The 24,101-nt window shown below is 72.0% G+C and carries 24 protein-coding genes; 5 read left to right on the top strand and 19 right to left on the bottom strand.

Annotated elements, in window-relative coordinates:
* Nucleotides 1-30: 30 nt before the first annotated feature.
* The 4 genes from modB to ACLBYB_RS18685 form a co-directional block, all read right to left on the bottom strand.
* The gene (gene modB, locus ACLBYB_RS18700) at nucleotides 31-723 is read right to left on the bottom strand and encodes a molybdate ABC transporter permease subunit (RefSeq protein WP_447699648.1); all 693 of its coding nucleotides are present in this window, start codon (nucleotides 721-723) and stop codon (nucleotides 31-33) included.
* 15 nt (nucleotides 724-738) lie between these two features.
* On the bottom strand, nucleotides 739-1,554 hold the full coding sequence (modA, locus tag ACLBYB_RS18695) for a molybdate ABC transporter substrate-binding protein (RefSeq protein ID WP_447699647.1): 816 nt from the start codon (nucleotides 1,552-1,554) through the stop codon (nucleotides 739-741).
* 107 nt (nucleotides 1,555-1,661) lie between these two features.
* Nucleotides 1,662-1,859 (bottom strand): hypothetical protein, encoded by a 198-nt coding sequence (locus tag ACLBYB_RS18690; RefSeq protein WP_026605083.1) that lies wholly within the window; start codon nucleotides 1,857-1,859, stop codon nucleotides 1,662-1,664.
* Nucleotides 1,860-2,015: 156 nt separating this feature from the next.
* Entirely contained in the window at nucleotides 2,016-2,159 is a 144-nt protein-coding gene (locus ACLBYB_RS18685; RefSeq protein WP_020094149.1) for a hypothetical protein, read from the bottom strand.
* A gap of 291 nt (nucleotides 2,160-2,450) precedes the next feature.
* On the opposite strand from ACLBYB_RS18685, the gene ACLBYB_RS18680 reads away from it, so the two are divergent.
* A complete protein-coding gene (locus ACLBYB_RS18680) occupies nucleotides 2,451-3,371 on the top strand; it encodes a 50S ribosomal protein L11 methyltransferase (RefSeq protein WP_447699646.1) in 921 nt (306 codons plus the stop codon).
* Between the two features lie 50 nt (nucleotides 3,372-3,421).
* The gene (rmf, locus tag ACLBYB_RS18675; protein ID WP_447699645.1) at nucleotides 3,422-3,610 is read left to right on the top strand and encodes a ribosome modulation factor; all 189 of its coding nucleotides are present in this window, start codon (nucleotides 3,422-3,424) and stop codon (nucleotides 3,608-3,610) included.
* On the opposite strand, the gene ACLBYB_RS18670 is transcribed toward rmf, so the two are convergent.
* On the bottom strand, nucleotides 3,611-3,865 hold the full coding sequence (locus ACLBYB_RS18670) for a hypothetical protein (protein ID WP_056534027.1): 255 nt from the start codon (nucleotides 3,863-3,865) through the stop codon (nucleotides 3,611-3,613).
* Nucleotides 3,866-4,003: 138 nt separating this feature from the next.
* Here ACLBYB_RS18670 and ACLBYB_RS18665 point away from each other — a divergent pair, with 138 nt between their 5' ends.
* On the top strand, nucleotides 4,004-5,842 hold the full coding sequence (locus ACLBYB_RS18665) for an aminopeptidase P family protein (protein WP_447699644.1): 1,839 nt from the start codon (nucleotides 4,004-4,006) through the stop codon (nucleotides 5,840-5,842).
* A 137-nt stretch (nucleotides 5,843-5,979) separates the two neighbouring features.
* The gene (locus ACLBYB_RS18660; RefSeq protein WP_447699643.1) at nucleotides 5,980-8,148 is read left to right on the top strand and encodes a protein-disulfide reductase DsbD family protein; all 2,169 of its coding nucleotides are present in this window, start codon (nucleotides 5,980-5,982) and stop codon (nucleotides 8,146-8,148) included.
* A 179-nt stretch (nucleotides 8,149-8,327) separates the two neighbouring features.
* On the opposite strand, the gene phoB is transcribed toward ACLBYB_RS18660, so the two are convergent.
* The 6 genes from phoB to pstS form a co-directional block, all read right to left on the bottom strand.
* Nucleotides 8,328-9,023 (bottom strand): phosphate regulon transcriptional regulator PhoB, encoded by a 696-nt coding sequence (gene phoB, locus ACLBYB_RS18655; RefSeq protein WP_042671704.1) that lies wholly within the window; start codon nucleotides 9,021-9,023, stop codon nucleotides 8,328-8,330.
* A gap of 122 nt (nucleotides 9,024-9,145) precedes the next feature.
* Nucleotides 9,146-9,865, bottom strand: a complete 720-nt coding sequence (gene phoU / locus ACLBYB_RS18650) for a phosphate signaling complex protein PhoU (RefSeq protein WP_020094142.1) — start codon at nucleotides 9,863-9,865, stop codon at nucleotides 9,146-9,148.
* A 109-nt stretch (nucleotides 9,866-9,974) separates the two neighbouring features.
* Complete coding sequence (gene pstB / locus ACLBYB_RS18645; RefSeq protein WP_020094141.1) at nucleotides 9,975-10,790, bottom strand: phosphate ABC transporter ATP-binding protein PstB; 816 nt, start codon at nucleotides 10,788-10,790, stop codon at nucleotides 9,975-9,977.
* A 22-nt stretch (nucleotides 10,791-10,812) separates the two neighbouring features.
* On the bottom strand, nucleotides 10,813-11,703 hold the full coding sequence (gene pstA, locus ACLBYB_RS18640; protein WP_447682083.1) for a phosphate ABC transporter permease PstA: 891 nt from the start codon (nucleotides 11,701-11,703) through the stop codon (nucleotides 10,813-10,815).
* Nucleotides 11,704-11,715: 12 nt separating this feature from the next.
* Nucleotides 11,716-12,693, bottom strand: coding sequence for a phosphate ABC transporter permease subunit PstC (gene pstC / locus ACLBYB_RS18635; protein ID WP_447699642.1), 978 nt, complete (start codon nucleotides 12,691-12,693; stop codon nucleotides 11,716-11,718).
* 85 nt (nucleotides 12,694-12,778) lie between these two features.
* On the bottom strand, nucleotides 12,779-13,819 hold the full coding sequence (gene pstS / locus ACLBYB_RS18630; protein WP_447699641.1) for a phosphate ABC transporter substrate-binding protein PstS: 1,041 nt from the start codon (nucleotides 13,817-13,819) through the stop codon (nucleotides 12,779-12,781).
* A 279-nt stretch (nucleotides 13,820-14,098) separates the two neighbouring features.
* Between pstS and ACLBYB_RS18625 the strand changes: the two genes are divergently transcribed.
* On the top strand, nucleotides 14,099-14,344 hold the full coding sequence (locus tag ACLBYB_RS18625) for a hypothetical protein (RefSeq protein ID WP_020094137.1): 246 nt from the start codon (nucleotides 14,099-14,101) through the stop codon (nucleotides 14,342-14,344).
* Between the two features lie 15 nt (nucleotides 14,345-14,359).
* On the opposite strand, the gene ACLBYB_RS18620 is transcribed toward ACLBYB_RS18625, so the two are convergent.
* The 8 genes from ACLBYB_RS18620 to ACLBYB_RS18585 form a co-directional block, all read right to left on the bottom strand.
* Nucleotides 14,360-14,560, bottom strand: coding sequence for a hypothetical protein (locus ACLBYB_RS18620; RefSeq protein ID WP_020094136.1), 201 nt, complete (start codon nucleotides 14,558-14,560; stop codon nucleotides 14,360-14,362).
* Nucleotides 14,561-14,675: 115 nt separating this feature from the next.
* Entirely contained in the window at nucleotides 14,676-16,349 is a 1,674-nt protein-coding gene (recN, locus tag ACLBYB_RS18615) for a DNA repair protein RecN (RefSeq protein ID WP_447699640.1), read from the bottom strand.
* A 183-nt stretch (nucleotides 16,350-16,532) separates the two neighbouring features.
* Nucleotides 16,533-17,414 carry an outer membrane protein assembly factor BamD gene (locus ACLBYB_RS18610; protein WP_091979221.1) on the bottom strand — a complete coding sequence of 294 codons (882 nt, stop codon included), beginning with the start codon at nucleotides 17,412-17,414 and terminating at the stop codon, nucleotides 16,533-16,535.
* Nucleotides 17,415-17,601: 187 nt separating this feature from the next.
* Nucleotides 17,602-18,549: a UDP-3-O-acyl-N-acetylglucosamine deacetylase gene (gene lpxC / locus ACLBYB_RS18605; RefSeq protein ID WP_020094133.1), complete on the bottom strand. Its 948-nt coding sequence runs from the start codon at nucleotides 18,547-18,549 to the stop codon at nucleotides 17,602-17,604.
* Between the two features lie 436 nt (nucleotides 18,550-18,985).
* A complete protein-coding gene (gene ftsZ, locus ACLBYB_RS18600; RefSeq protein WP_091979174.1) occupies nucleotides 18,986-20,761 on the bottom strand; it encodes a cell division protein FtsZ in 1,776 nt (591 codons plus the stop codon).
* Between the two features lie 91 nt (nucleotides 20,762-20,852).
* Nucleotides 20,853-22,175, bottom strand: coding sequence for a cell division protein FtsA (gene ftsA / locus ACLBYB_RS18595; protein WP_012319319.1), 1,323 nt, complete (start codon nucleotides 22,173-22,175; stop codon nucleotides 20,853-20,855).
* 52 nt (nucleotides 22,176-22,227) lie between these two features.
* Nucleotides 22,228-23,181, bottom strand: a complete 954-nt coding sequence (locus tag ACLBYB_RS18590) for a cell division protein FtsQ/DivIB (RefSeq protein WP_020094131.1) — start codon at nucleotides 23,179-23,181, stop codon at nucleotides 22,228-22,230.
* On the bottom strand, nucleotides 23,148-24,071 hold the full coding sequence (locus ACLBYB_RS18585) for a D-alanine--D-alanine ligase (RefSeq protein ID WP_020094130.1): 924 nt from the start codon (nucleotides 24,069-24,071) through the stop codon (nucleotides 23,148-23,150). Before ACLBYB_RS18585 ends, ACLBYB_RS18590 begins: the two co-directional genes overlap by 34 nt.
* Between the last annotated feature and the right edge of the window lie 30 nt (nucleotides 24,072-24,101).

The raw sequence follows: 24,101 nt of genomic DNA, 5'->3' as shown, positions 1-24,101 counted from the left end.
GCGGGCGTCCCACCCCGGATCGGTCGCCATTCAGCCCGCCCCCAGGCGCCGACCGGCCCGCCGCGCCAGGAATTCCGACACCAGCAGCGCCGCGACCGACATCGCGATCGAGATCAGGGTGAGGCGCAGGGCCGGCCCCTCCCCGCCGGGAACCTGCGTCAGCGTGTAGATCGCCGACGGCAGGGTCTGGGTCTCGCCCGGGATGTTCGAGACGAACGTGATGGTCGCGCCGAACTCCCCCATCGCCTTGGCGAAGGCCAGCACGGCGCCCGCGAGGCACCCGGGCAGGCTGAGGGGCAGCGTGATCGTCAGGAACACCGCGAAGGGGTTCGCGCCCAGCGTCCCGGCCGCCTGCTCCAGACGCCGGTCCACGGCCTCGATCGACAGCCGCATCGCCCGCACCATGAGCGGGAAGCCCATCACCGCGCAGGCCAGCGCCGCCCCGGTCCAGCGGAAGGAGAAGACCACGCCGATCTCGGCGAGGGGCGCGCCGAGCGGGCCGCGCCGGCCGAAGGCCAGCAGCAGCAGGTAGCCGGTCACGACCGGGGGCAGGATCAGCGGCAGGTGGACCAGCCCGTCCAGCAGGGCGCGGCCGGGAAACCGGCGCCGCGCCAGCAGCCACGCCACGGCGAGGCCGGGCACGAGGCTCGCGAGCGTCGCCACCGTCGCCACCCGCAGGCTCAGGCCGACGGCGGTCCACTCGTCCGGCGTGAGCCCGAGCAAGGGGGCGGCGCGCCGCTACTGGCTGGCACCGGGCTGCGCGACCACCGTGAAGCCCTGGCGCTCGAAGGAACCCCGGGCCTCCGGGCCGCGCAGGTAGCCGAGCAGCGTCCCGGCATCCGGGTTGCGCGACTCCCGGGTCACCGCCGCCGGATAGACGATCGGCGGGTGGCTGTCGGCCGGGAAGGTCGCCACCACGTGGACGCTCGGGTCCGCGGCCGCGTCGGTGGCGTAGACGATGCCGAGCGGCGCCTCGCCCCGGGCGACCAGCAGGAGGGCGGCGCGCACGTTCTCGGCCTGGGCGACCTGCCCCTTCACGGCGTCCCAGGCGCCGAGCTTCTCCAGGGCGGCCTTGCCGTACTTGCCGGCGGGAACGGCGTCGATCGTCGCCATCGCCAGCCGCCCGCCGCCGAGCATCCGCGTCAGCGTGGTGCCGAGGTTCGGCGCCAGGGCCACCTGCGGATCCGCGGCGCTGTCCTTCGGCCCCGGGGCGATCAGCACCAGGGCGTTGCGCAGGAGGTCGATCCGCGAGCCGGCCTTCAGCAGCCCGGCCCGGTCGACGTAATCCATCCACGCGAGGTCGGCCGAGATGAACAGGTCCGCCGGCGCCCCCGCCTCGATCTGCTTCGCGAGGGCGTTCGAGCCGGCGTAGGAGATCCGCGCGGTCTTGCCGGTCGCCTTCGTCCAGGCTGCCGCGGCGTCGTCGAGGGCGTTCTTGAGGCTCGCGGCCGCGAACACGACGACCGGCTCGTCCGCCCGCGCGGCCCTGTCGGTCGGCGCGAGGACCAGCGCCGCGAGCGCGCAGGCGACCAGGATCCGTCGAGTCAGGGGCATCACGCAGATCTCTCCGGTCGCGACCCGCTATATACGGCGGGGAACGACGGGGATCATAGGCGCGCGCGGGCGGTCGGCCAAGGCCCGGCCACCCGGGTGACCGCGCGTCAGCCGAGCTTGGCCTCCGGCCGGTCCTTGGGCTCGGCCTCGGCCCGGTGGAGGCGGCTCAGCAGGACGAGGAGATGGCCCGGGAGCGGCCCGTCCGGTGCGGGACCGCCGAAGATCCGCTCGCGTGGTCGGGCAGGCACGGCCGCGCCGTTGACGACCACGGGCCCGCGGGGGCCGGAACGCCGGGACTTGGTCACGCTGTACGCACCCTGCTCAATCGTGATTCACGTAAAAAGCCGGCAAAAACGCCGCGCAAGTCGGCCAGTTCCGCAGCTGCCGTACATCATTTGGTTAACGCGCGAACAACCTGCCTCATTCCTGGGCGCCCGCTCGCGCGAATCGGTGCCGCGCCGTCACCAGGTCCGGATGTCGTGCCGCTCGGTCGGGCGCGCCTCCGGCATGCCGTTCATGCCGTTCGCGACCAGCAAGGCCCAGAGCGTGGCGGCGCCCGCGGTCACGGCCGCGAAGGCGACGCTGATGAGGAGAGGCGCGGTCATGGCAGCACGATCGTCTGTCAAAACAGGCGCGCCGCACCGGGAAGTGCGGCGCGCCCGAGTTGAGGGTCCGGCCTTGGGTAAGCCGAGATTGTTTAAGCACACGCGATGGCTGTGGACACTGATTTGAGTCGCGCAGAAGATAAGTATTGGCGCTTGTGACCGTCCGGCAACAACGGGCGGGGCCGCCGGTCCGCTCCGCCGCCCCGCCCCGCGGCCCCACCCTTGCCGAGCCCGGATTTTTTCGCGCCAGCCCCTGGGCTGCGGCGCGCCCCGGCGTTACAGCCGGGCACCATGCTCGAAGGCCTGCCGCCCCATCGCCCGTCCCACGTCCTGCGTCTGCTGACCGACGAACGCTCGGCCCGCGCGATGACCGACCTCCTCGGCGAGATGTTCGATCCCACGGAGACCGCGGTGGCGGCCTTCGAGGACGAGGACGGGCGCACGTGGCGCCTGGAGGCCTACTTCGCGGACGCGCCCGACGAGGATTACGTCCGCGAACTGATCCGCCCGGTCATCGGCGACGCGGCCGACGCGGCGGAGTTCCGCACGATCGACCAGCAGGACTGGGTGCGCGCGTCGCTGGAGGGCCTGAAGCCGGTCCGGGCCGGCCGGTTCCTCGTCCACGGCTCGCACGACCGCGATTCGGTCCGGGGCAACGATCTGGCCATCGAGATCGAGGCCGCCCTCGCCTTCGGGACCGGGCATCACGGAACGACGCTGGGCTGCCTCCGCGCCCTGGTCTCGGAACTCAAGCGCCGGCGCCCGGTCCACGTCCTCGATGTCGGCACGGGAACCGGGATCCTCGCCTTCGCGGCCGCCAAGGCCCTGCGGCAGCCCGTGGTGGCCGGCGACCTGGACGCGGAGGCCGTGCGCACGGCCCGCGAGAACGCCCGCGCCAACGGGCTCGGCCCCTATCTCAAGCTCTACGAGGGGCCCGGGGTCCGCCACCGCCTCGCCGACCGGCCGCGCCATTTCGATCTCGTCTTCGCCAACATCCTGGCCCGGCCACTCAGGCTCCTGGCGCCGACCCTGGCGCGGGTCGTCGCCACCGAGGGCGTGCTGGTCCTGTCCGGCCTGATCGAGCGCGACGTGCCGGGCGTGCTCTCCGCCTACCGCCCCCAGGGTTTCTCCCTCGTGCGCCGCGGCGTGATCGAGGGATGGGTCGCCCTGGTCCTGATGCGCGGCGGCGCGGCGCCGCGTCCGCGGCGCTGACCGGCGCGGGATCGCCCCGAACTCCCCGTCCGCCGGCGTGTTGTCCGGCCATGAGCCAGACGCCGCTCCACGATCCGCCCGCGGACCCCATCGCCGAGGGCGCCCGCGCTCGGGCGCAGGGGCGGCCCAAGGATGCCTGCCCCTATCCGGCCGACTCGCCCGCGCGCCGGGCCTGGCTCGAGGGCTACGATGGGGCACCCGCGGACCGGGCGCCGGACCTGCCGATCACGAACGGCTGATCAGCGCGCGGTGCGCAGCCGGCCCGGCCGGTCCGGCGCGCCCGCGGTCTCGGCCGGCGACCCCGGTGCGTCCGCCTGCGACACCGGCGCGCCGAGCGCCGCCATCAGCGCGCGCAGGCCGTCGATCCACTCTTCGAGTTCGGCGAGCGAATCGAAGCCGTCGCGGCGGACGACCGTGTCGGGCTCGATCGTCACGACGGCGTCGAAGCGGCCGTCGGGTCTGTCGCTGATCCGGTAGTAAACGCGGCGTGGCATGTCTGAGTAATAAGCGAGAATCCGCGGCGTGATAAGATTGCTAACGATCTTTAAGCACCGCAACCGACCTCCGACCAACCTCTTTCTCATGACAACAGGGTGTTGCGACGCGGGAGCGGCGGGCGCTAGGCTCGCCGCATGACCGAGACCCGTCCGTCCCGACAGCGCCAGCGCTTCCAGAGCTTCGACGACCCGAGCCACCGGAAGGGCGCCGAGCGGATCGAGGCCCTCCGGGCGGCGCTGTGCGAGACCGGACTCGACGGCTTCGTCGTGCCGCGGGCCGACGAGCACCAGTCGGAATACGTTCCCGCCGACGCCGAGCGGCTGGCCTGGCTCACCGGCTTCACCGGCTCGGCCGGCACGGCCGTGATCCTGATGGATTCCGCGGCGCTGGTCGTCGACGGGCGCTACACCCTGCAGGCGCCCGAGCAGGTCGATACCGGCCTCGTCACGGTGGTGCCGCTTGCCGAATCGACGCCGGAGGTCTGGGTCGGAGCCAACCTGCGGCGGGATCAGGTGCTCGGCTACGATCCCTGGCTGCACACCCCGGACGGTCTAGCGCGCCTGGAGCGGGCCGTGACCCGCGCCGGCGGGACCATGCGGGCGGTGCCGAACCTCGTCGACGCGGTCTGGGCCGGTCGGCCGCGGCCGCCGGCCGGTCCGGTGGTGGTCCATCCCGACGCGCTGTGCGGCGAGGGGGCCGCCGACAAGCTCGGCCGGATCCGGGCGGCGCTCGCCGAGGGTGGCTGCGATGCCCTGGTGATCTCCGACCCGCACAACCTGGCCTGGGCCTTCAACCTGCGCGGGTCCGACGTCGCCCACACGCCCCTGGCGCTGGGTTACGCCATCCTGCCGCGCGAGGGACGGGCCCGGCTGTACCTCGTCTCTCCGAACGTCGATCCGGCCCTGCGGGCGGAACTCGCGCCGATCGCCGAGATCCTGCCGCGGGCGGACCTGGACGACGGGTTGGCATCCCTGGCGGGCGTGCGCGTCCGCCTCGACGCCGCGACCGGCGCCGTCGCCCTGAAGGAGAAGATCGAGGCCGCCGGCGGCACGGCCGATGTCGGCAAGGACCCGATCACCGGCATGAAGGCGGTCAAGAACGCCGCCGAGATCGCGGGCGCCCGCGCGGCCCATGTCCGGGACGGGGCGAGCGTCGCGCGCTTCCTCGCCTGGCTCGACGGTGCGGCCGTGGCCGGCGGCCTCACCGAGATCGCCGCCGTCGAGGCCCTGGAAGATTTCCGGGCCGCCGGCGGCGACCTGCGCGAGGTCTCGTTCCCCACGATCTCGGGTTCCGGACCGAACGGCGCGATCGTCCACTACCGGGTGAGCCGCGCCACGGACCGGGCGGTCCAGTCGGGCGAGCTGTTCCTGATCGATTCGGGAGCGCAGTACCCGGACGGCACCACCGATATCACCCGGACGGTCGCGGTCGGCGCGCCGAGCCCGGAGATGCGCGACCGGTTCACGCGGGTGCTGAAGGGGCACGTCGCCATCGCCCGGGCGGTGTTCCCGGTCGGCACGACCGGCGCCCAGATCGACGCCTTCGCGCGGGCACCGCTCTGGCAGGCGGGCCTCGACTTCGACCACGGCACCGGTCACGGCGTCGGCGCCTTCCTGTCGGTTCACGAGGGGCCGCAGCGGATCGCCAAGACCGGCACGGTGGCGCTCGAGCCCGGCATGATCCTGTCGAACGAGCCGGGCTACTACGCCCGCGGCGCCTACGGCATCCGGATCGAGAACCTCGTCCTGGTCGAGGCCCGCGCGATCGCGGGCGGGGAGCGCCCGATGCTCGGCTTCGAGACGCTGACGCTCGCTCCCTACGACCGCCGGCTGATCCGGCCGGACCTGCTCGAGCCCGGGGAGCGGGCCTGGATCGACGCCTATCATGCGAGGGTCCGCGAGACCCTGGCGCCCTGGCTCGACACCGCGACGCGCGACTGGCTCGAGCGGGCGACGGCGCCGCTCGAGGGGTGAGCCGGCCGCAGGGGATCCCGGACGCGGTCCATGGTAAGACCCGACGCCATGGTAAGACCGGACGCCATGGAAACGCCCGCGCCGAGCCCGACACGCCGCGCGTGAAACCGCGACCGCCCCGCGCGCGAAGGGACAGCATGATCCGCCGCCTCGCCCTCCTGATCCTGGCCCTCGCCGCGGGCCTCTCGGCCGCCGCGGCACAGGGGGTCCCGCAGGGCTTCCGCACGCCCGCGGACCTCGTGCGCGCGAGCCTCGTGGCCGAGCCCGCCGCCGTCGCCGGCGCGCAGCCCTTCACGCTGGCGGTGCGGATGCAGGTCAAGCCCGGCTGGCACGTCTACTGGCGCAACCCGGGCGATTCCGGCCTGCCCCCGGAGGTGACCTGGACCCTGCCGGCCGGCTTCAGCGCCGGCGCGATCCGGTGGCCGGCGCCGGAGCGCATCCCGATCGCGACCCTCATGAACTACGGCTACGAGGGCGAGGTCACGCTCCTCGTCCCGGTGACGCCGCCGCCGAGCCTCGACCCGGCCGACCCGGTGCGGATCCAGGCCAAGCTGACTTACCTCGTCTGCGAGACCGAGTGCGTGCCCGGCTCGGCCGATCTCGCCCTGACCCTGCCGGTCGGCAAGGCCGAGCCGGACCCGGCCAACGCCGCGCTGTTCGCGCGCGCCCGCGCCGCGCTCCCCGTGCCGGCGCTCTGGCCCCTGAGCCTGTCGAGCCAGGGCGACACCCTGCGCCTCGATTTCGCCGCGGCCGGCCTCAAGCCCGAGGCGGTCCGGAACGCCGCGTACTTCCCCTACGCCGAGACGGCGATCGACAACGCCGCCGCGCAGGTGATGAGCGTCGACGGGACCGGCCTGCACCTGACCCTCGCCCGGAGCAGCCCGACCGACCCAGTGCCCGCCGCGCTGCCCGGCGTCCTGACGGTCGAGGAGGTCGACGCCGCCGGGACCCGCCGGCTCGCCTTCGCGTACGGCGACGAGCCGGTGCTCCCGGCCGCCGCGGCGGCGGCCGCGACCGCGCCGCCCGCGACCGCGCCGGCCACCGCCGACTTCGACGCGCTGACGCTGGCGACCGCCGCGGCCTTCGCCTTCCTCGGCGGCCTGATCCTCAACCTGATGCCCTGCGTCTTCCCGGTCCTGTCGATCAAGGTGCTCGGCCTCGTGCGGCACGCGGGCGAGGGGCCGGCCCGGCTGCGGCTCCACGGCCTCGCCTACACGGCCGGCGTCCTGGCGAGCTTCCTGGCGCTCGCCGCCGCGCTGATCGGCCTGAAGAGCGGCGGGGCCGCGATCGGCTGGGGGTTCCAGCTCCAGTCGCCCGCCATCGTGGCGGGGCTCGCCTACCTGCTGTTCGCGATGGGCCTGAGCCTCTCGGGCGCGGTCCATGTCGGCGGCCGGCTCGCCGGCCTCGGCGACGGCCTCACCCGGCGCGGCGGCCTGAGCGGCTCGTTCTTCACCGGCGTGCTCGCGACCCTGGTGGCGACGCCCTGCACGGCGCCGTTCATGGGCTCGGCGGTGGGCTTCGCGCTGACCCAGAGCGCCGGCGTGGCGCTCGCCGTCTTCGCGAGCCTCGGCCTCGGCCTCGCCCTGCCCTTCCTGCTCCTGACCCTCTGGCCGCCGGCCCTGCGGGCGCTGCCGCGGCCGGGCGCCTGGATGGAGACCCTCAAGCAGGTGCTGGCCTTCCCGGTCTACGCCACCGTGGCGTGGCTGATCTGGGTGCTGGCGCAGCAGGTCGACCCGCGCGGGCTGCTGGCGGCGCTGATCGGCCTCGTCCTCGTGGGCTTCGCCGCCTGGGCCTGGGAGCACGGCCGCGCCGCCCCGCCGCGGGCCGGCCGGGTCGCGCAGGCCGCCGCCGCGCTGGCGCTGATCGCCGTTGGGGCCCTCGCCGTCACCCTGCCCCGGGATCGCGCCGCGCCGGCCGCGCAGGCCGCCGCCGACGGGATCGAGCCGTTCACGCAGGCGCGCCTCGACGCCCTGCTCGACGCGCACCGCCCCGTCTTCGTGGACATGACCGCCGCGTGGTGCATCACCTGCGCGGTCAACGAGGCGACCTCGCTCAACACGAAGGCCGTGCGGGCCGCGATGGCCGAGCGCGGCGTGACCTACATGAAGGGCGACTGGACCAACCAGAACCCCGAGATCACCCGCCTCCTGGAGAAGCACGGGCGCAGCGGCGTCCCGCTCTACCTGCTCTATACCGGGACGGGAGAGCCCCAGGTGCTGCCGCAGATCCTCACCGAGGGGACGGTCCTGGCGGCGCTGGAGGCGGTGCCGGCCGCCTCGGGCCGGAGCGCGGCGCTGGCGCGCTGAGTCCCTGGAGGCCGGGACGCGCGAATCTTCGCGGGCCCGTCCCACCGTCTTTGCGAGCGGAGCGAAGCAACCCAGCAGCGCCGCGCGCGCCGGCGTCCCGCCGCTCTGGGTCGCTTCGCTCCGCTCGCGATGACGGCGCGCCGGAGCGGTGAGGCGCTCCGACAGCCCTTCGGGCCGCCTCAAGCCTCCAGCGAGAAGGTCTCGTCGAAGGCGTAGCCCGAGCCCCGGACCGTGCGGATCGGGTCGGTCTGGCGCGGGCCGTTCAGCGCCTTGCGCAACCGCCCGACATGGACGTCGACGGTGCGCTCGTCGATGTAGACGTCGTGGCCCCACACCCCGTCGAGGAGCTGCTCGCGGGAGAAGACCCGGCCCGGCGCCAGCATCAGGAATTCCAGGAGCCGGAACTCCGTGGGGCCCAGATGCAGCTCCTCGCCGCCGCGGCGGACGCGGTGGCCGGTGCGGTCGAGTTCCAGGTCGCCGGCCGCCAGCCGGTCCGAGACGTGGGCGGGCTTGGCCCGGCGCAGGAGCGCGCGGATCCGGGCGAGCAGCTCCGGGACCGAGAACGGCTTGACGATGTAGTCGTCGGCGCCCGTGCCGAGCCCGCGGACACGGTCGCCCTCTTCGCCCCGGGCGGTGAGCATGATCACCGGCAGGCGCTCGGTCTCCCGGCGCGCCCGGATCCGGCGGCACAGCTCGATCCCCGAGAGGCCGGGCAGCATCCAGTCGAGCAGGACGAGGTCCGGGATCCGCTCCGCGAGGAGCAGTTCGGCGTCGTCGCCGCGCGCCGCCGAATCCACCAGGAAGCCCTCGGCCTCCAGGTTGTAGCGCAGCAGCGTGCTCAGGGCCTCCTCGTCCTCGACGATCAGGACTTGCATGCTCACGTTCGAAGACTCGTTCTGCGGGCGGTCCCCGGATGGTGCAGGAGGCGCCGCCCCGCCTCAACCCGCACGGAGAGTGACCCCGGCCGCGCCCACAGGAAGGCGCCGGGGTCGGCGCCTCACGGCGCCTGCACGCCGTCCACGGTCGCGTAGTTCGACGCGTCGTTCTTCGGCCGGTCACCCGCCAGCGTCTCGCCCGTGGCGAGGTAGTGGATCGTCTCGGCGATGTTGGTGGTGTGGTCGCCGATGCGCTCGACGTTCTTCGCGCAGAACAGGAGGTGCGTGCAGAACGAGATGTTGCGCGGATCCTCCATCATGTAGGTCAGGAGCTCGCGGAACAGGGAATTGTACAGGGCGTCGATCTCGCCGTCGCGCTCCCAGACGTCGTGGGCCGCCTGGACGTCGCGGCTCCCGTAGGCGTCGAGCACGTCCTTCAGCTGACCCTCGGCGAGGTCGCTCATGTGGCGCACGCCGAGCACGATCTTCTGGGCCGGCGCCTGATCGGAGATCGCCACCACGCGCTTGGCGACGTTCTTGGCGAGGTCGCCGATCCGCTCCAGATCGCCGGAGACGCGGATCGCCGAGATGGTCTCGCGCAGGTCGATGGCCAGGGGCTGGCGCCGGGCGATCAGCAGCACGGCGCGCTCCTCGATGTCCCGCTGCAGCGCGTCGAGGCGCTTGTCGGCGAGGATCACAGCCTGGGCGAGCGTGTCGTCCCGGCGCACGAGGGCGTCGGTCGCCTCCGCGGTCATCTTCTCGGCGACGCCGCCCATCTCCGAGATCGAGCGACGCAGGTTCTCCAGGTCGGTGTCGTAGGAGGTGACGATATGGCCGGGCATGGCGGATCCTTCGATGGGGTCCCGGGGACGGCCCTCCGGGAGGCTTGCGGGACCCGCCGGCGCGCCGGAGACGCGAGCGGCGGTCCCGGGACCGGAGCGGCCCGGCAGACTAGCCGAAGCGGCCGGTGATGTAGTCCTGCGTGCGGCGTTCCGTCGGGTTCATGAACATCCGGTTGGTCGGACCGAACTCGACGAGCTGCCCCAGATACATGAAGGCGGTGAACTGCGAGATGCGCGCCGCCTGCTGCATGTTGTGGGTGACGATCACGATGGTGAACTCGTCGCGCAGCTGCTCGATCAGCTCCTCGATGCGGCCGGTCGAGATCGGGTCGAGGGCCGAGGTCGGCTCGTCGAACAGGATCACCTCCGGCTTCTGCGCCACCGTCCGGGCGATGCACAGGCGCTGCTGCTGGCCGCCCGACAGGCCGGTCCCCGGCTGCCGGAGCTTGTCCTTCACCTCGTCCCAGAGGGCGGCCTTGCGCAGGGATTCCTCGATCCGGCCGTCGAGCTCGGATTTCGGCAGCTTCTCGTAGAGGCGCAGGCCGAAGGCCACGTTGTCGTAGATCGACATCGGGAACGGCGTCGGCTTCTGGAACACCATGCCGATGCGCGAGCGCAGCTCGTTCAGGTCGACGGAGGGGCTGAGGATGTTCTCGCCGTCGAGCAGGATCTCGCCCTCCGCGCGCTGCTCCGGGTAGAGGCTGTAGATCCGGTTGAAGCAGCGCAGCAGGGTGGACTTGCCGCAGCCGGAAGGGCCGATCAGCGCCGTCACCTGCCGGTCGTGGAAGTTGAGGTTGACGTCCTTAAGCCCGTGGAAGCTGCCGTAATAGAAGTTCAGGTCCTTGACGGCGATCCGCACGGGGCCGCCCTCTTCGGCGCGGTTGCGGTTCAGCTCGACCGTGGGGATCGCGGAGGCGGCGTTCATCGTCGTGTCCTCGAAAGGGGGCTCAGCGCGAGGCCTGCGGCTTGATCACGAGGCGCGCGATGATCGACAGCGCCAGGATGGTGGTGGTGATCAGAAGCGCGCCCGCCCAGGCCAGGCCCTGCCAGTTCGGGTAGGGCGAGAGGGCGAACTGGTAGATCATCACCGGCAGGTTCGCGACGCCGCCCATCAGGTTGGCCGAGAACCAGGAATTGTTGTTGAGCGCGGTGAACAGCAGCGGCGCGGTCTCGCCGGCGATGCGGGCGAGGGCCAGGATGATGCCGGTGACGATGCCGGCCGAGGCCGCCCGCCAGGTCACGCTCATGATCACCGTCGAGGGCGGCGCGCCGAGCGCCGCGCCGGCCTCCCGCAGGGTGCCGGGCACGAGGCGCAGCATGTCCTCGGTGGTGCGCACGATCACCGGCACGGCGATGATCGCCAGCGCCACGCCGCCGGCCCAGCCCGAGTAGGTGCCCATCGGCCGCACCATCAGCGTGTAGACGAACAGGCCGATCAGGATCGACGGCGCCGAGAGCAGGACGTCGTTGAGGAAGCGGATCAGGGCGGCCAGCTTCGAGCCGCGCCCGTACTCGGCCAGGAAGGTCCCGGCCATGACGCCGACCGGCGTGGCGATCAGGATGCCGATCCCGGTCAGAACGAGGCTGCCCAGGATAGCGTTGGCGATGCCGCCGCCCTCGGAGCCCGGGCCCGGGGTCGGGTTGGTGAACAGGGTCGGCGTGAAGCCGCGCACGCCCTGGACGATCAGCATCACCAGGATCGAGCCGAGAACCAGGGCGCCGACCACCGTCGCGGCGGTGCAGGCGACGCGCAGGGTCCGGTCAGCGACGCGGCGTCCCTGACGGACGCGGCCGGGGCGGCGCTGGGCAGCCGGGGCGATCGTGCTGGAGGAAACCATCGCGCGTGCTCCTCAGGCGGACTGGACGCGGCGCGTCAGCAGCCGGGCGATGATGAGCACCACGAAGGTGATCACGAACAGGATGCAGCCCAGCGCCATCAGCGCGTTCAGCTGGAGGCCGTCCGCCTCGTTGAACTCGTTGGCGATGCGCGACGCGATGGTCGAGCTCGGGTCGAAGATCGAGGCCGAGAGCCGGTTGGCGTTGCCGACCACGAAGGTCACCGCCATCGTCTCGCCGAGCGCCCGTCCGAGGCCCAGCATGATCGCGCCGATGATCGAGACGGCCGCCTGCGGCACCAGCACGTGGCGCACGACCTCCCAGGTGGTGCAGCCGATGCCGTAGGCGCTCTCGCGCAGCACGGTCGGGATCTGGTCGAGCATGTCCCGGGCGATCGAGGCGATGAACGGCACGATCATGATCGCCAGGATGATCCCGGCGGTGAAGACGCCGACGCCCGACGGCACCCGGGCGTAGAACAGCGTGCCGACGATCGGCATGCCCTCCACGAGGTTCGAGACCGGGATCTGGATGTAGCGCGCGAAGAGCGGCGCGAACACGAACAGGCCCCACATGCCGTATATGATGCTCGGCACGGCCGCGAGCAGCTCGATCGTCATGGCGACCGGCTTGCGGGCCCAGCCCGGGCAGAGCTGGGTGAGGTAGACCGCGATGCCCAGCGAGACGGGCACGCCGATCAGCAGGGCCAGGAAGGCGGAGGCGACGGTCCCGATCACCGCGACCAGGGCGCCGTACTGCTCGGTCCCGACGTTCCAGGCGCTGGAGGTCAGGAAGCCGAAGCCGAACTCGCGGAAGGCGGGCCAGCCGCCGTACAGGATCGAGCCGAGCATGCCGGCGAGCACGAGCAGCACCAGCAGGGCCGCGCCGTACGAGCAGGTCCGGAACAGCGTGTCGAGGCTCCGGCTCGGCGCCTTCCGCGCGGTCGCGGAACGGGTTCGGCCGAGGGCGATCGATTCGGTCAAAGCGGGCATCCGCGGTTCTCTGCGAAGGGGGGCGTGGTAGCGCGGTGCGTTCCCGGAAGCGAGGGAGGAGGTTCTCACCCCCTCCCCGCCACGCTCACATGTTGAGGACAGGCTTGCCGTCCTTGCCCTTCACGTCCTTCCACTCCTGGTGGATCAGTTCGACGACGTTGTCCGGCAGCGGGACGTAGTCGAGGTCGGTGGCGAGCGTGTCGCCGTTCTTGTAGGCCCAGTCGAAGAACTTGAGCACGGCGGCGGACTTGGCCGGGTCGACGGCGTCCTTGTGGACCAGGATGAAGGTCGCCGCCGTGATCGGCCACGCCGCCTCGCCCGGCTGGTTGGTCAGCGAGATGCCGAAGCCCGGGGTCGCCTTCCAGTCGGCGCTCGCCGCCGCGGCCTGGAACGCCTTGTCGTCGGGCTGCGGGTACTGGCCGGCCTTATTCTGCAGCAGGGCGTAGGAGAGCTTGTTCTGCTTGGCGTAGGCCGACTCGACATAGCCGATCGCGTTCGGAACCTGCTTGACGGTGGCGGTCACGCCCTCGTTGCCCTTGCCGCCCTGACCGACTGGCCAGGAGATCGTCGTGGCCGCGCCGTACTCCTTCTTCCAGGGCTCGGAGACCTGGGACAGGTAGGTGGTGAAGATGTTGGTCGTGCCCGACGCGTCGGAGCGGTAGACCGGGGTGATGTTGGCGTCGGGCAGCTTCAGCCCGTCATTGAGCTTGGCGATGCGCGGATCGCTCCACTTCGCGATCTTGCCGGCGTAGATGTCGGCCAGAACGTCGCCGGTGAGCTTCAGCTTGCCGGGCTCGATCCCGGGGATGTTCACCACCGGCACGACGCCGCCCATCACGGTCGGGAACTGGACGAGGCCGTCCTTGGCCAGCTGCTCGGGCTTCAGGGGCGCGTCTGTGGCGCCGAAATCGACCGTCTTGGCCTGGATCTGCTTGATGCCGCCGCCGGAGCCGATCGACTGGTAGTTGAGGCCCGAGCCGGTCTCCTTGCGATAGGCCTCGGCCCACTTCGAGTAGACCGGGAACGGGAAGGTGGCGCCGGCGCCGGTGATATCGGCGGCGAGCGCCGCGGACGCCAGCTGAACCGTCGCGAGGCCGACGGCGAGCGCGTAAGCGAAGGGTCTCAAAGGAATCTCCGTTGCCGTCGGGCTAGAGCCTGCGCTGCCCCGCCGGCGGGCCCGTGCCCGCGGCAGAGCCCTGCGGCCGATCTTCCGAAGAGACCCAGCGCCGGCCGCCCGATGGCCGGGCGGTTACGACAAGTAGATGACACCGGGATGACACGGGGGATGACGGGGGGACGACACGGGGGACGACACCGCGCGTCGGCCGGGCGCGGCACGGTTCCGGCCTCTCGCGCGTTCCTCTCCGCCAGGAGCGGCAGCCGGCAGCAGAAGGACGCGCGGATCGTGGGCGGCGACGAGGTGGATGCGGCGACGGAATCCGATCCGGCCTGGCTGGCCCTGCACGCCGAGCGGGAGGCCGTGGAGCGGGCGCTCGCGCTGGCGCAGGCCCGGCAGAAATTCAGCCCCGACCCGGACGCGGCCTCCGCGGCGCGCGTCGAGGAGGCGGAGCTGCTGGTGAGTCTCGACCGCGTGCTGACGTTGATTCGTGCGGCCGAGTACCGTCGCCGGCCGGGGGCGCGCCGCTGGTGAGGCCGCCGCCCCGGGTCAGACCGCCCGGCGCAGCTCCCGCTCCTTCTGGCGCAGGCGCAGGAGTAGCTCGACATGCGTGTCGGTGATCGGCTGCGTGTCGACGCTGCCCTCGTAGACCGTGCGGAGCGTGAGGCCGAGCTGGCGGGTGTCGACCGCCCGCTTCAGGGGCTGTCCCGCGGGCAGAGACCCATCGGAGTCGACGACTGACGGCTTCATGGCTCCTCCCGCCCTTCGACCGCCCAACCCTGCCGCGGTACCGGGATGGCAGCATTCTCGCGATGAATGGTTAACGAATTGTTACCTTCAACCAACGGTTAAGGTTGACGCCGGTTCACGCGTCGGCGCCCTGGAGGAGTCGCGCGGCCGCCGCCCGGGCCTCGTCGGTGACGGTGGCGCCCGCCAGCATCCGGGCGATCTCCTCGCGGCGCTCGGCGACCGGCAGGCTCGCCACCCGCGTGGCGACGCGGCCGGCCCCTTTCACGGGGGCCTTGGCGATCAGGAAATGCGTCTCCGCCCGCGCGGCGACCTGGGGCGCGTGGGTGACCGCGACCACCTGCACGGTCGCCGCCAGCCGGGCGAGCCGCATCCCGATGGCGTCCGCCACCGCGCCGCCCACGCCGGTATCGATCTCGTCGAAGATGAGCGTCGGGGCCGAGCCCTTGTCGGCCAGCACGACCTTCAGCGCCAGCATGAAGCGCGACAGCTCGCCGCCCGAGGCGACCTTCATCATCGGGCCGGGCTTGGTCCCGGGATTGGTCTGGGCCCAGAACTCGACCCGGTCGGTGCCGGCCGGGTCGCGGGAATCCGGGTCCGTGGCGATCTCGGTGATGAAGCGGGCGCGCTCCAGCTTGAGCGGCGGCAGCTCGGCCTTCACGGCCGCGTCGAGCTGCTTGGCCGCCCGGCGCCGCCCGGCGCTGAGCTTCTCGGCCGCCTCGGCGTAGGCGGCCTCCGCCGTCGCGAGCGCCTGCTCCAGCCCGGCCAGCGCCGCCTCGCCGGCATCGATCGCCGCCACGTCGCCGGCGTAGCGCTCCGCCAGGGCCGCGAGGTCGTCGGCCGGGACATCGTACTTACGGGACGCGGCGCGCAGGGCGAAGAGCCGCTCCTCGACGCGCTCCAGGTCGCGGGGATCGAACTCCGTCTCGGCCACCGCCGCCTCGAGGACCGCGCGGGCTTCGTCGAGGGCGACCATCGCGGCGTCGAGGATGTTCACGCACGGGTCCACCAGGGCCGGAAGCTGCGCGGCGCGCCGTTCCAGCTTGCGCAGGGCGGCCGAGAGGTGCGGCACGCCCGAATGGGGGCCGCCGACGGCCTCGAGCGCCTCGTTGAGCTCGCGCGCGACCTTCTCGGATTGCTGCATGATCGTGCGGCGCTCGGCGAGCTGGGCCTCCTCACCGGCGAGCGGCGCCAGTGCGGCGAGCTCCTCCACGGCGTGGCGCAGGAAGTCGGATTCCTTGCGGGCCGCCTCCACGCGGGCGCGGTGCTCGGCGAGTTCGGTGCGGGCATGCCGCACGGTCCGCGACGCGGCGGCGACCTTCGCGAGCTGGGTCTGGAGGCCGCCGAAGGCATCGAGGATCGCCCTGTGCGAGGCGGGGTCGGCCAGCGCCCGGTCATCGTGCTGACCGTGGATCTCCACGAGAGCCGCGCCGATCGCCCGCAGGACCTGAACGCCCACCGGCTGGTCGTTGACGAAGGCTCGGGTCCGGCCGTCCGCCATCTGGGTCCGGCGCAGGATCAGGTCGCCCTCGGTGTCGATCTCGGCCTCGGCCGAGATCCGGCGCGCCGGATGATCGAGGGGCAGGTCGAACACGGCCGTGACCGCGCCCTGCGCCTCGCCGTGGCGGACGAGGCGGCCGTCGCCGCGGCCGCCGAGCGCCAGGGCGAAGGCGTCGAGCAGGATCGATTTGCCCGCGCCCGTCTCCCCGGTCAGGACGCTGAGTCCCGATCGGAAATTCAGTTCGAGCCTGTCGATCAGGACGATGTCGCGGATCGCGAGCTGCGCCAGCATGCGGCGACGGGGATTCCTCAGGATGGGACCGCAGACATAAGGCCGCCGCGGCGCGGATTCACCCCAAAAATGCGTCGCACCGCGCGGTTGGTGCAACGCGCCGGGCGCCGCAATGGGAAAGGCCCGGAGCGGCGGCTCCGGGCCTCGATGGTTCGTGGGCGGTCCCCGCGCGGGCGCGGCGGCTTACTGGGCCGAGGCGGTCTTGCCCGTGACGGTCCGGTAGATCTTCGAGAGGAACGAGCTCTTCTCCTCGCGGGGCTCGAGACCGCCCTGCGCCAGCAGCGCGTGGGCGTCCTTGTACCAGGGGCTCTCCGGGAAGTTGTGGCCGAGCACCGCGGCGGCGTTCTGCGCCTCCTGGGTGATGCCGAGCGCCCAGTAGGCCTCGGTCAGGCGCTCGAGCGCCTCCTCGGCGTGCCGGGTGGTCTGATACTTGGCGACCACGTCGCGGAAGCGGTTGATCGCCGCCGGGAAATTGCGCTTCTCGAGGTAGAAGCGGCCGATCTCCATCTCCTTGCCGGCGAGCTGATCGCGGGTGATCTGGATCTTCGCCTTCGCGTCCGCGGCGTATTCGGAGGTCGGGTACTTCTGCACCAGCTCCTGCAGCGCGACGAGGGCCTTCTCGGAGCGCTCCTGATCGCGGGTGACGTCCGGGATCTGCTTATAGTTCGACATCGCCATCAGGTACTGCGCGTAGGCCGCATCCTTGCTGGCCGGATGGCGCTGAAGGTAGCGCTTCGAGGCGCTGATCGCGTCGTCGTACTTCTGGCCCTCGTAATTGGCGTAGGCCGTCATCAGCAGCGCCTTCCGGGACCAATCGGAGTACTGGTACTGCTTGTCCAGGCTGTCGAACTTCTTGACCGCGCCCTCGTAGTCGCTGTCCTCGAGCTTGGCGAGGCCGTCGCTGTACAGCTTGTCGGCCGGAACGTCCGGCACGACCTCGGGCTTGTACTTCTCGGCGAAGATGCTCGTCGGGTCGAAGTCGCAGCCGCCGAGGCCCAGGCCGAGGACGGCCACGAGGGGCGCCGCGAAGGCCGCTGCCCGGCGATGACGAATGGTGACAGGCATCTGGCGCTCTTTCCCGGAACCGGCGCCGTTGCGCGCCGTCATGCCATCGCGTGGGTGGATCCGGCCCGCCCCGGGCCGTGCCCGCCGTTCACGGACCGTTAAACCGTGCCGTTCGATTCGGGCACGAAAGCGGCAAGGCTGCGGCAGTCAGGATCGGTTGGGGGCTGTGGCCCGTCGGTCACAGGGGCTACAGGTCGCCCGCGAAGGCGGCGAGGCCCAGGCCGGCGCCGAGTTCGGACAGCACGGTCTCGCGGCGCGAGCCCTGCGCCTCGACGATGGCGTAGTTCGCACGGTCGGCGAACAGGGCCGACAGCACCCCGACATTCATCCGGTGGCCGCCGCAATAGGAGCGGTAGGCCCCCTGGATCGGCAGGCCGGCCAGGGCGAGGTCGCCGATGGCGTCGAGGATCTTGTGGCGGACGAACTCGTCCTGGAAGCGCAGGCCCTCGGGATTGACCACCGCGGTCTCGCCGACCGCCACGGTGTTCTCCAGGGAGGCGCCGAGGGCGAAGCCCGCCTTCCAGTAGCGCTCCACGTCCCGCATCATCCCGAAGGTGCGGGCGCCGGCGATCTCGCGGCGGTAGGTCGCGGGCGACAGGTCCATCGCCTTGCGGGAACGGCCGATCACCGGGCTCTCGAAGTCGATCTCGACGTCGAGGCGGAAGCCGCGGTCGATCGGGCGCAGTTCCGCGAAGGATGTCCCGGTCTCGATGCGGACGTGGCGGAGGATCTTGAGCCAGCGCCGCGGCGTGTCGCAGGTGGCGATGCCGGTCTGGTCGATCGCCTGGACGAAGGGGAGCGCGGACCCGTCGAGGATCGGCATCTCGGGGCCGTCGATCTCGACCAGAGCGTTGTCGACGCCCAGCCCGTACAGGGCGGACATCAGGTGCTCGACGGTGGCGACCGCGCCGGTCTCGACGTCACCCAGGACGGTGCAGAGTTCGGTGGCGGAGACGAGGGCGTGATGCGCCTTGATCAGGCGGTCGTTGCCGTGGGTGGTGCCGGTGCGGAGGAAGGCGATGCCGTGATTGGCTGGAGCGGGTCGGATGGTGATCTCGGCGGGGTTGCCGGAGTGAACTCCGATCCCCGAGAGAGTCGCCGGCCCTTTGAGGGTCGTCTGTTTATGCGTTCGCATTCCTTAGCCCCCGGGCGCGATCATTTCCGCCACCCCGACTGGGGGTGAGGAGAAACTGACTGATCCGTCCGCTGCTTGATGCCCTAGCCCACGCGATCAGGTTGTGTCCTGCTGCGTGTCGTCTCGATCACATGGTTTCTATAGCTGCGCCGCACAGGGCAGCCAAATCACGGATTCTTACGGTCTGTTACAGACACGCTTAGCGGTTCGTCACCACAAAGCGCTGCTCCACCAAAGGCTTAAAGGTTGGTTAATGCGTGACTAACCCGCGGCCGTTCTGTGGCGCGGATGCACCATGCGCCGCGGCTCGAGAGGCGCGGCGCACAGCCTCGTCGAGCTCTATTTCTCACCGCAACAACCATGAGTTGCTTTGCTGCAGCGCGAAGGGGCCAGCGGTTTCCCGCCAGCCCCGGGCCGTGCCGGAGACCCGGCCCGGTCAGTTCGCCTGACGGCGGAGGAAGGCCGGGATCTCGAGCTGATCGTCGTCCATCATCCGCGGCTGGGGCGCGGCCCGTCCCTGACCGTCGAGGTTGCCCTGGGCCGGGCGGTACTGCGGGACCGCGGGGGCGGCCGGAGCGCGCGGGGCCGGCGGCACGTGAGGCTGCGCCATGTGGGGCTGGGCCATGTGCGACTGGGCCATGTGCGGCTGCGGGGCGGCGGGCGAGGCCGGCCGGGCCGCCGGGGCGCCGTCCATGTCCTCGCGGCGGCCGCCGAAGCCCACCGTCGCGAGCCGGCGCAGCAGCGAGGTCCGCTTGGATTCCGGGGCGGCCTCCTCGGCAGCGCGGTTCGCCATGATCTGCGTCTGGGCGATCGGCGGCAGCTCGTGGATCTGCGGCATGCGCGGGGCGCGGGCGAGCGGCGTGCCCGTCGGGGCGGCCGGACGCGGCGGCACGAACGGACCGGCCTCGACGGCGGGCGCCGCCTCGACGCGCTGCGGCGCGGGGGCCGGGACGAACGGCGCCGCGGCGCGCGCCTGGACCGGAGCGAGCACGACGTCGTCGCGGGTCATCGGCGCGGCGGCCTCGATGCGGCTGTCGATCCGCGACTCGGGGCGCATCTCGGGGGCCGCGAGCGGCGCGGGGGCCGGGGCGGGCATCGGCGCCGGGGCGACCGACTCGGTGCGGATGCTCGGCACCGGCGAGGCGGCGCGCGAGCGGGCCTCGGCGCGCAGGCGCTCGGCGACCTCGGCGATGCGCTGCTCGGTCTCGGCGATGGCCGGGTTGTTGGGCGAGTTCGCCGAGATCAGCGCCGGCTCGATGCCGGTCGCGACCACCGACACGCGGATGATGCCGTCGAGGCTCTCGTCGAAGGTGGCGCCCAGGATGATGTTGGCGTCCTGGTCGACCTCCTCGCGGATGCGGGTGGCGGCCTCGTCGAGCTCGTAGAGGGTCAGGTCGGAGCCGCCGGTGATCGAGATCAGCAGGCCGCGCGCGCCCTTCATCGAGACGTCGTCGAGGAGCGGGTTGGCGATGGCGGCCTCTGCGGCGCGGTTGGCGCGCTTCTCGCCGGACGCCTCGCCGGTGCCCATCATGGCCTTGCCCATGCCGCGCATGATCGCCCGGACGTCGGCGAAGTCGAGGTTGATGAGGCCCTCCTTCACCATCAGGTCGGTGATGCAGGCGACGCCCGAGTAGAGCACCTGGTCGGCCATCGCGAAGGCGTCCGCGAAGGTGGTCTTCTCGTTGGCGACCCGGAACAGGTTCTGGTTCGGGATCACGATCAGGGTGTCGACCGCGGCCTGCAGCTCCTGGATGCCGGACTCGGCGGTCCGCATGCGGCGCATGCCCTCGAACTGGAACGGCTTGGTCACGACCCCGACCGTCAGGATGCCCATGTCGCGGGCCGCGCGGGCGATGACCGGGGCGGCGCCGGTGCCGGTGCCGCCGCCCATGCCGGCGGTGATGAAGCACATGTGGGCGCCGGAGAGCTGGTCGCGGATCTCGTCGATCACCTCGTCGGCGGCGGCCGAGCCGACCTCCGGGTGCGATCCGGCGCCGAGGCCCTGGGTGACGCCCAGGCCCATCTGGATCACCCGCTCGGCCTTCGAGGAGGTGAGCGCCTGCGCGTCGGTGTTGGCCACGACGAACTCGCAGCCGAGGAGGCCCGACTCGATCATGTTGTTGACGGCGTTGCCGCCGGCGCCGCCGACGCCGAAGACGGTGATGCGGGGCTTCAGTTCCCGGATGTCCGGCGCCTGGAGGGTGATGGCCATGGTGTCGAGCCTCTCGCTAACTGTGCTGTCCGTGCGACGCCTGGGCGCCGGATCCCTTCGATCCCCCCGCGCGAGCGGGCGGGCGTGAAACCTAGAAGCTGTCCCGGAGCCAGCGGCCGACCCGGTTCAGGTAGTTGTCGGTCCCGGTCGCCGCGAAGGCGCCGTGCCCCCGCGGCTCGAAATGCTCGGCATGGGCGACCTGCGGGTAGACGAGCAGGCCGACCGCCGCCGAGAAGGCCGGACCCTTGGCGGCTTCCGGCAGGCCCCGGATGCCGAGGGGCCGTCCGATCCGCACCTGACCCTGGAGGACGCGGCGGGCGACCTCGGGCAGACCGACGAGCTGGCTGGCGCCGCCGGTGAGGACGACGCGCCGCCCGGCCTGGGCGGCGAAGCCCGCGTCGCGCAGGCGGTCCCGCACCAGCTCGACCACCTCCTCGACGCGCGGCTTGATGATCCGCACGAGCTGCGAGCGCGGGATGTGGGCCGGCGCCTCGCCCTCGTCCTCGCCGACGCCGTGCACGGCGATCATGTCGCGGTCGTCGGAGGGGGTGGAGAGGGCCGAGCCGTAGAGGGTCTTCAGCCGCTCGGCCGCCGCCATGCGGGTGGAGAGGCCGCGGGCGATGTCCATGGTGACGTGGTGGCCGCCGACCGCGAGGGCGTCCACGTGAACGAGGTGGCCGCCGGAGAACACGCCGACGCTGGTGGTGCCGCCGCCCATGTCGACGACGCAGACGCCCATCTCGGCCTCGTCGTCGACCAGCGCCGAGAGGCCGGCCGCGTAGGGCGTGGCGATCACCGCCTCGACGCCGAGGTGGCAGTGCTCCACCGCCAGCATGACGTTGCGGGCGGCCGCGAGCTCGCTGGTGACGACGTGCAGGTCGACGCTGAGCGCCTCGCCGATCATGCCCGACGGGTCGATGACGGCGCCCTGCCCGTCGAGGGCGTAGCCGGTGGGCAGCGCGTGCAGCACGGCCCGGCCGGGGCTGACGCCGTGGGCGCTGGCGGTCTCGAGCACCCGCTCGACGTCGCTGCCCGTGACGGTGCCCGAGCGGACGTTCACCCGCGCCTGGAAATGCTGCGAGGCGAGCCGGCCGCCCGACATGTTGACGATGACCGACTGGACCTCGACCTTGGCCATGCGCTCGGCGGCGTGGACCGCCTGACGGATCGCGCTCTCGGCCGCGGCGAGATCGACGATGGCGCCCCCCTTCAGGCCCAGGGAGCGCTGGTGGCCGATGCCGATGATGCGCGCGAGGTGCGTGCGGCCGCGGAGCGTCGTGAGCGCTTCGGCGGGCTGCAATTCGGCGATGAGGCAGACCACCTTGCTCGTGCCGATGTCGAGCACCGAGAGGGTGGTCGAGCGCCGGGCGGAGAGCGGCTTCAAGCGCGGCGTGAGGCCGTGTTGGCTGTGCATTGACGCTACCGGGCGCGGGATGCGGGACGGGCGGAGATCGACAGGAAGGGCATCAGCTGGCCGCGCCCTTCTTCTTCGCCTTCTGGGCTTCCGCGCGGGCGGCGGCGGCCTCCTCGGTCAGGCGCACCACCAGGCGGTCCGGCATGCGCAGGTCCACCGCGATGACGTCCTTCTCGAGCAGGTGGGCCTCGCGCTCGAACCGGACGAGGCGGGCGAGTGCCGCGGCCGGATCGACCTCGGGCAGGCGCACGTCGATGCCGTCGAACTTGAGGGTCCAGCGCCGGCCGGACACGTAGGTGCCGGCCTTGATCCGCTCGGCGAGCGGCCCCGCGGCGGCGATGAGGGCGAGGTATTCCGGAAGCTTGGTGTTGGCGTCCTCGCCGACCACCAGGGGCAGGCTGGCGTAGCGGTCGTCGCGCATGGCGTCGATGACGGTGCCGTCGGCGGCGATCACGCTGATCTCGCCGTTCTTCTGCCAGAGGGCCGCGGGCTCGCGCTCCACCTGGGTGATGGCGATCTCGTTGGGGTAGATCTTCCGGACCGAGGCCTGCGCGATCAGCGGTACGCGGAGCAGCCGCTCGCGCACGTCGTTGACGTCGAGGAAGGGAACCGAGGAGCGCCAGTCGATCCCGGCGGCCGCCAGGACCTCGCGCTCGTACATGCGGGAGATGCCCGAGATGGTGACGCGCTCGACGCCGAAGCCGGCGACGCGCGCGGCGATGTCGAGGGGGCGGCCCTGCTCGGCCACGAACGCGTCGTAGCGGCCGCTCGCCACGAAACCGGCGAGCGCCACGGCGGCGGCGGAGACGGAGACCGCCACGATCCCGGCGCCGCGGGGCAGGCGCTCGCTCAGGCGCTGACTCGGGCGGGCCCGACGAACCGAGAGCGACCGGGACGTGCCGCGGCCGGTGAGCCGGCCCAGGATCGCGCCGGCGAGGCGCGCGGGACCGCTCCGGCCGGCGGCGTCGCCGCTCAGCGATTCAGGGAAGCGTCCTCCACCATCCATCGGACGAGCTCACCGAAACTCAGGCCCGCATGGGCCGCCATCTCCGGCACAAGGCTCGTCTGGGTCATGCCGGGTTGCGTGTTGACCTCCAGCACCACGAGCAGACCGGTTCCACCCGGTGTGTCGTCGTAGCGAAGGTCGGCACGGCTGACGCCCCGACAGCCCAGTGCTTGATGCGCCGTTAACGACAGTTCTTGGACACGCTGGTAAACATTTGGTTTAAGTTCGGCCGGGAGCACGTGCACCGAGCCCCCCGGGGCGTACTTGGCGTCGTAATCGTACCAATCGCCCGTGGCGGCCTTCACCTCGATCACCCCGAGGGCCTTGTCGCCCATCACGCCGCAGGTGAGTTCGCGGCCAGCAATGTAAGGTTCTGCAAGGACTTGCTCGCCGAACGTCCACTCCTCGGAGGCGAGGATCTGGGGCGGGTGCGAGCGGCCGTCGCGCACGATGATCACACCCACCGATGAGCCTTCCGCGATCGGTTTCACGACGTAGGGTGGCGGCAGGGGGTGTGTCCTGGCGGCCTCACGACGGTTAACGATCCGGCCCTCGGGCACGTCGACGCCGGCGGCGCGCATGACGGTCTTGGCCCGCTCCTTGTTCATGGCGAGCGCCGACGCGAGGACGCCGGAATGGGTGTAGGGGATCTTGAGGATCTCCAGCAGGCCCTGGATGGTGCCGTCCTCGCCGTCCGGCCCGTGGAGCGCGTTGAAGGCCACGTCCGGCCGGAGCGCCGTCAGCACCGCGGCGATGTCGGGGCCGACATCGACCCGGGTGACCCGGTAGCCCTCCCCTTCGAGCGCGTCGGCGCAGGCCTTGCCGGAACTGAGGGAGACCTCGCGCTCGGCGGAGGTGCCGCCCAGCAGGACGGCGACGTGCTTGGACATCAGGGCACCTCGAATAGGTCGGCTTCAATC

It is taken from the genome of Methylobacterium sp. D54C (assembly GCF_053345595.1).
The sequence above is the reverse complement of the archived record's forward strand: the minus strand, read 5'-3'. Positions and strand labels throughout refer to the sequence as shown.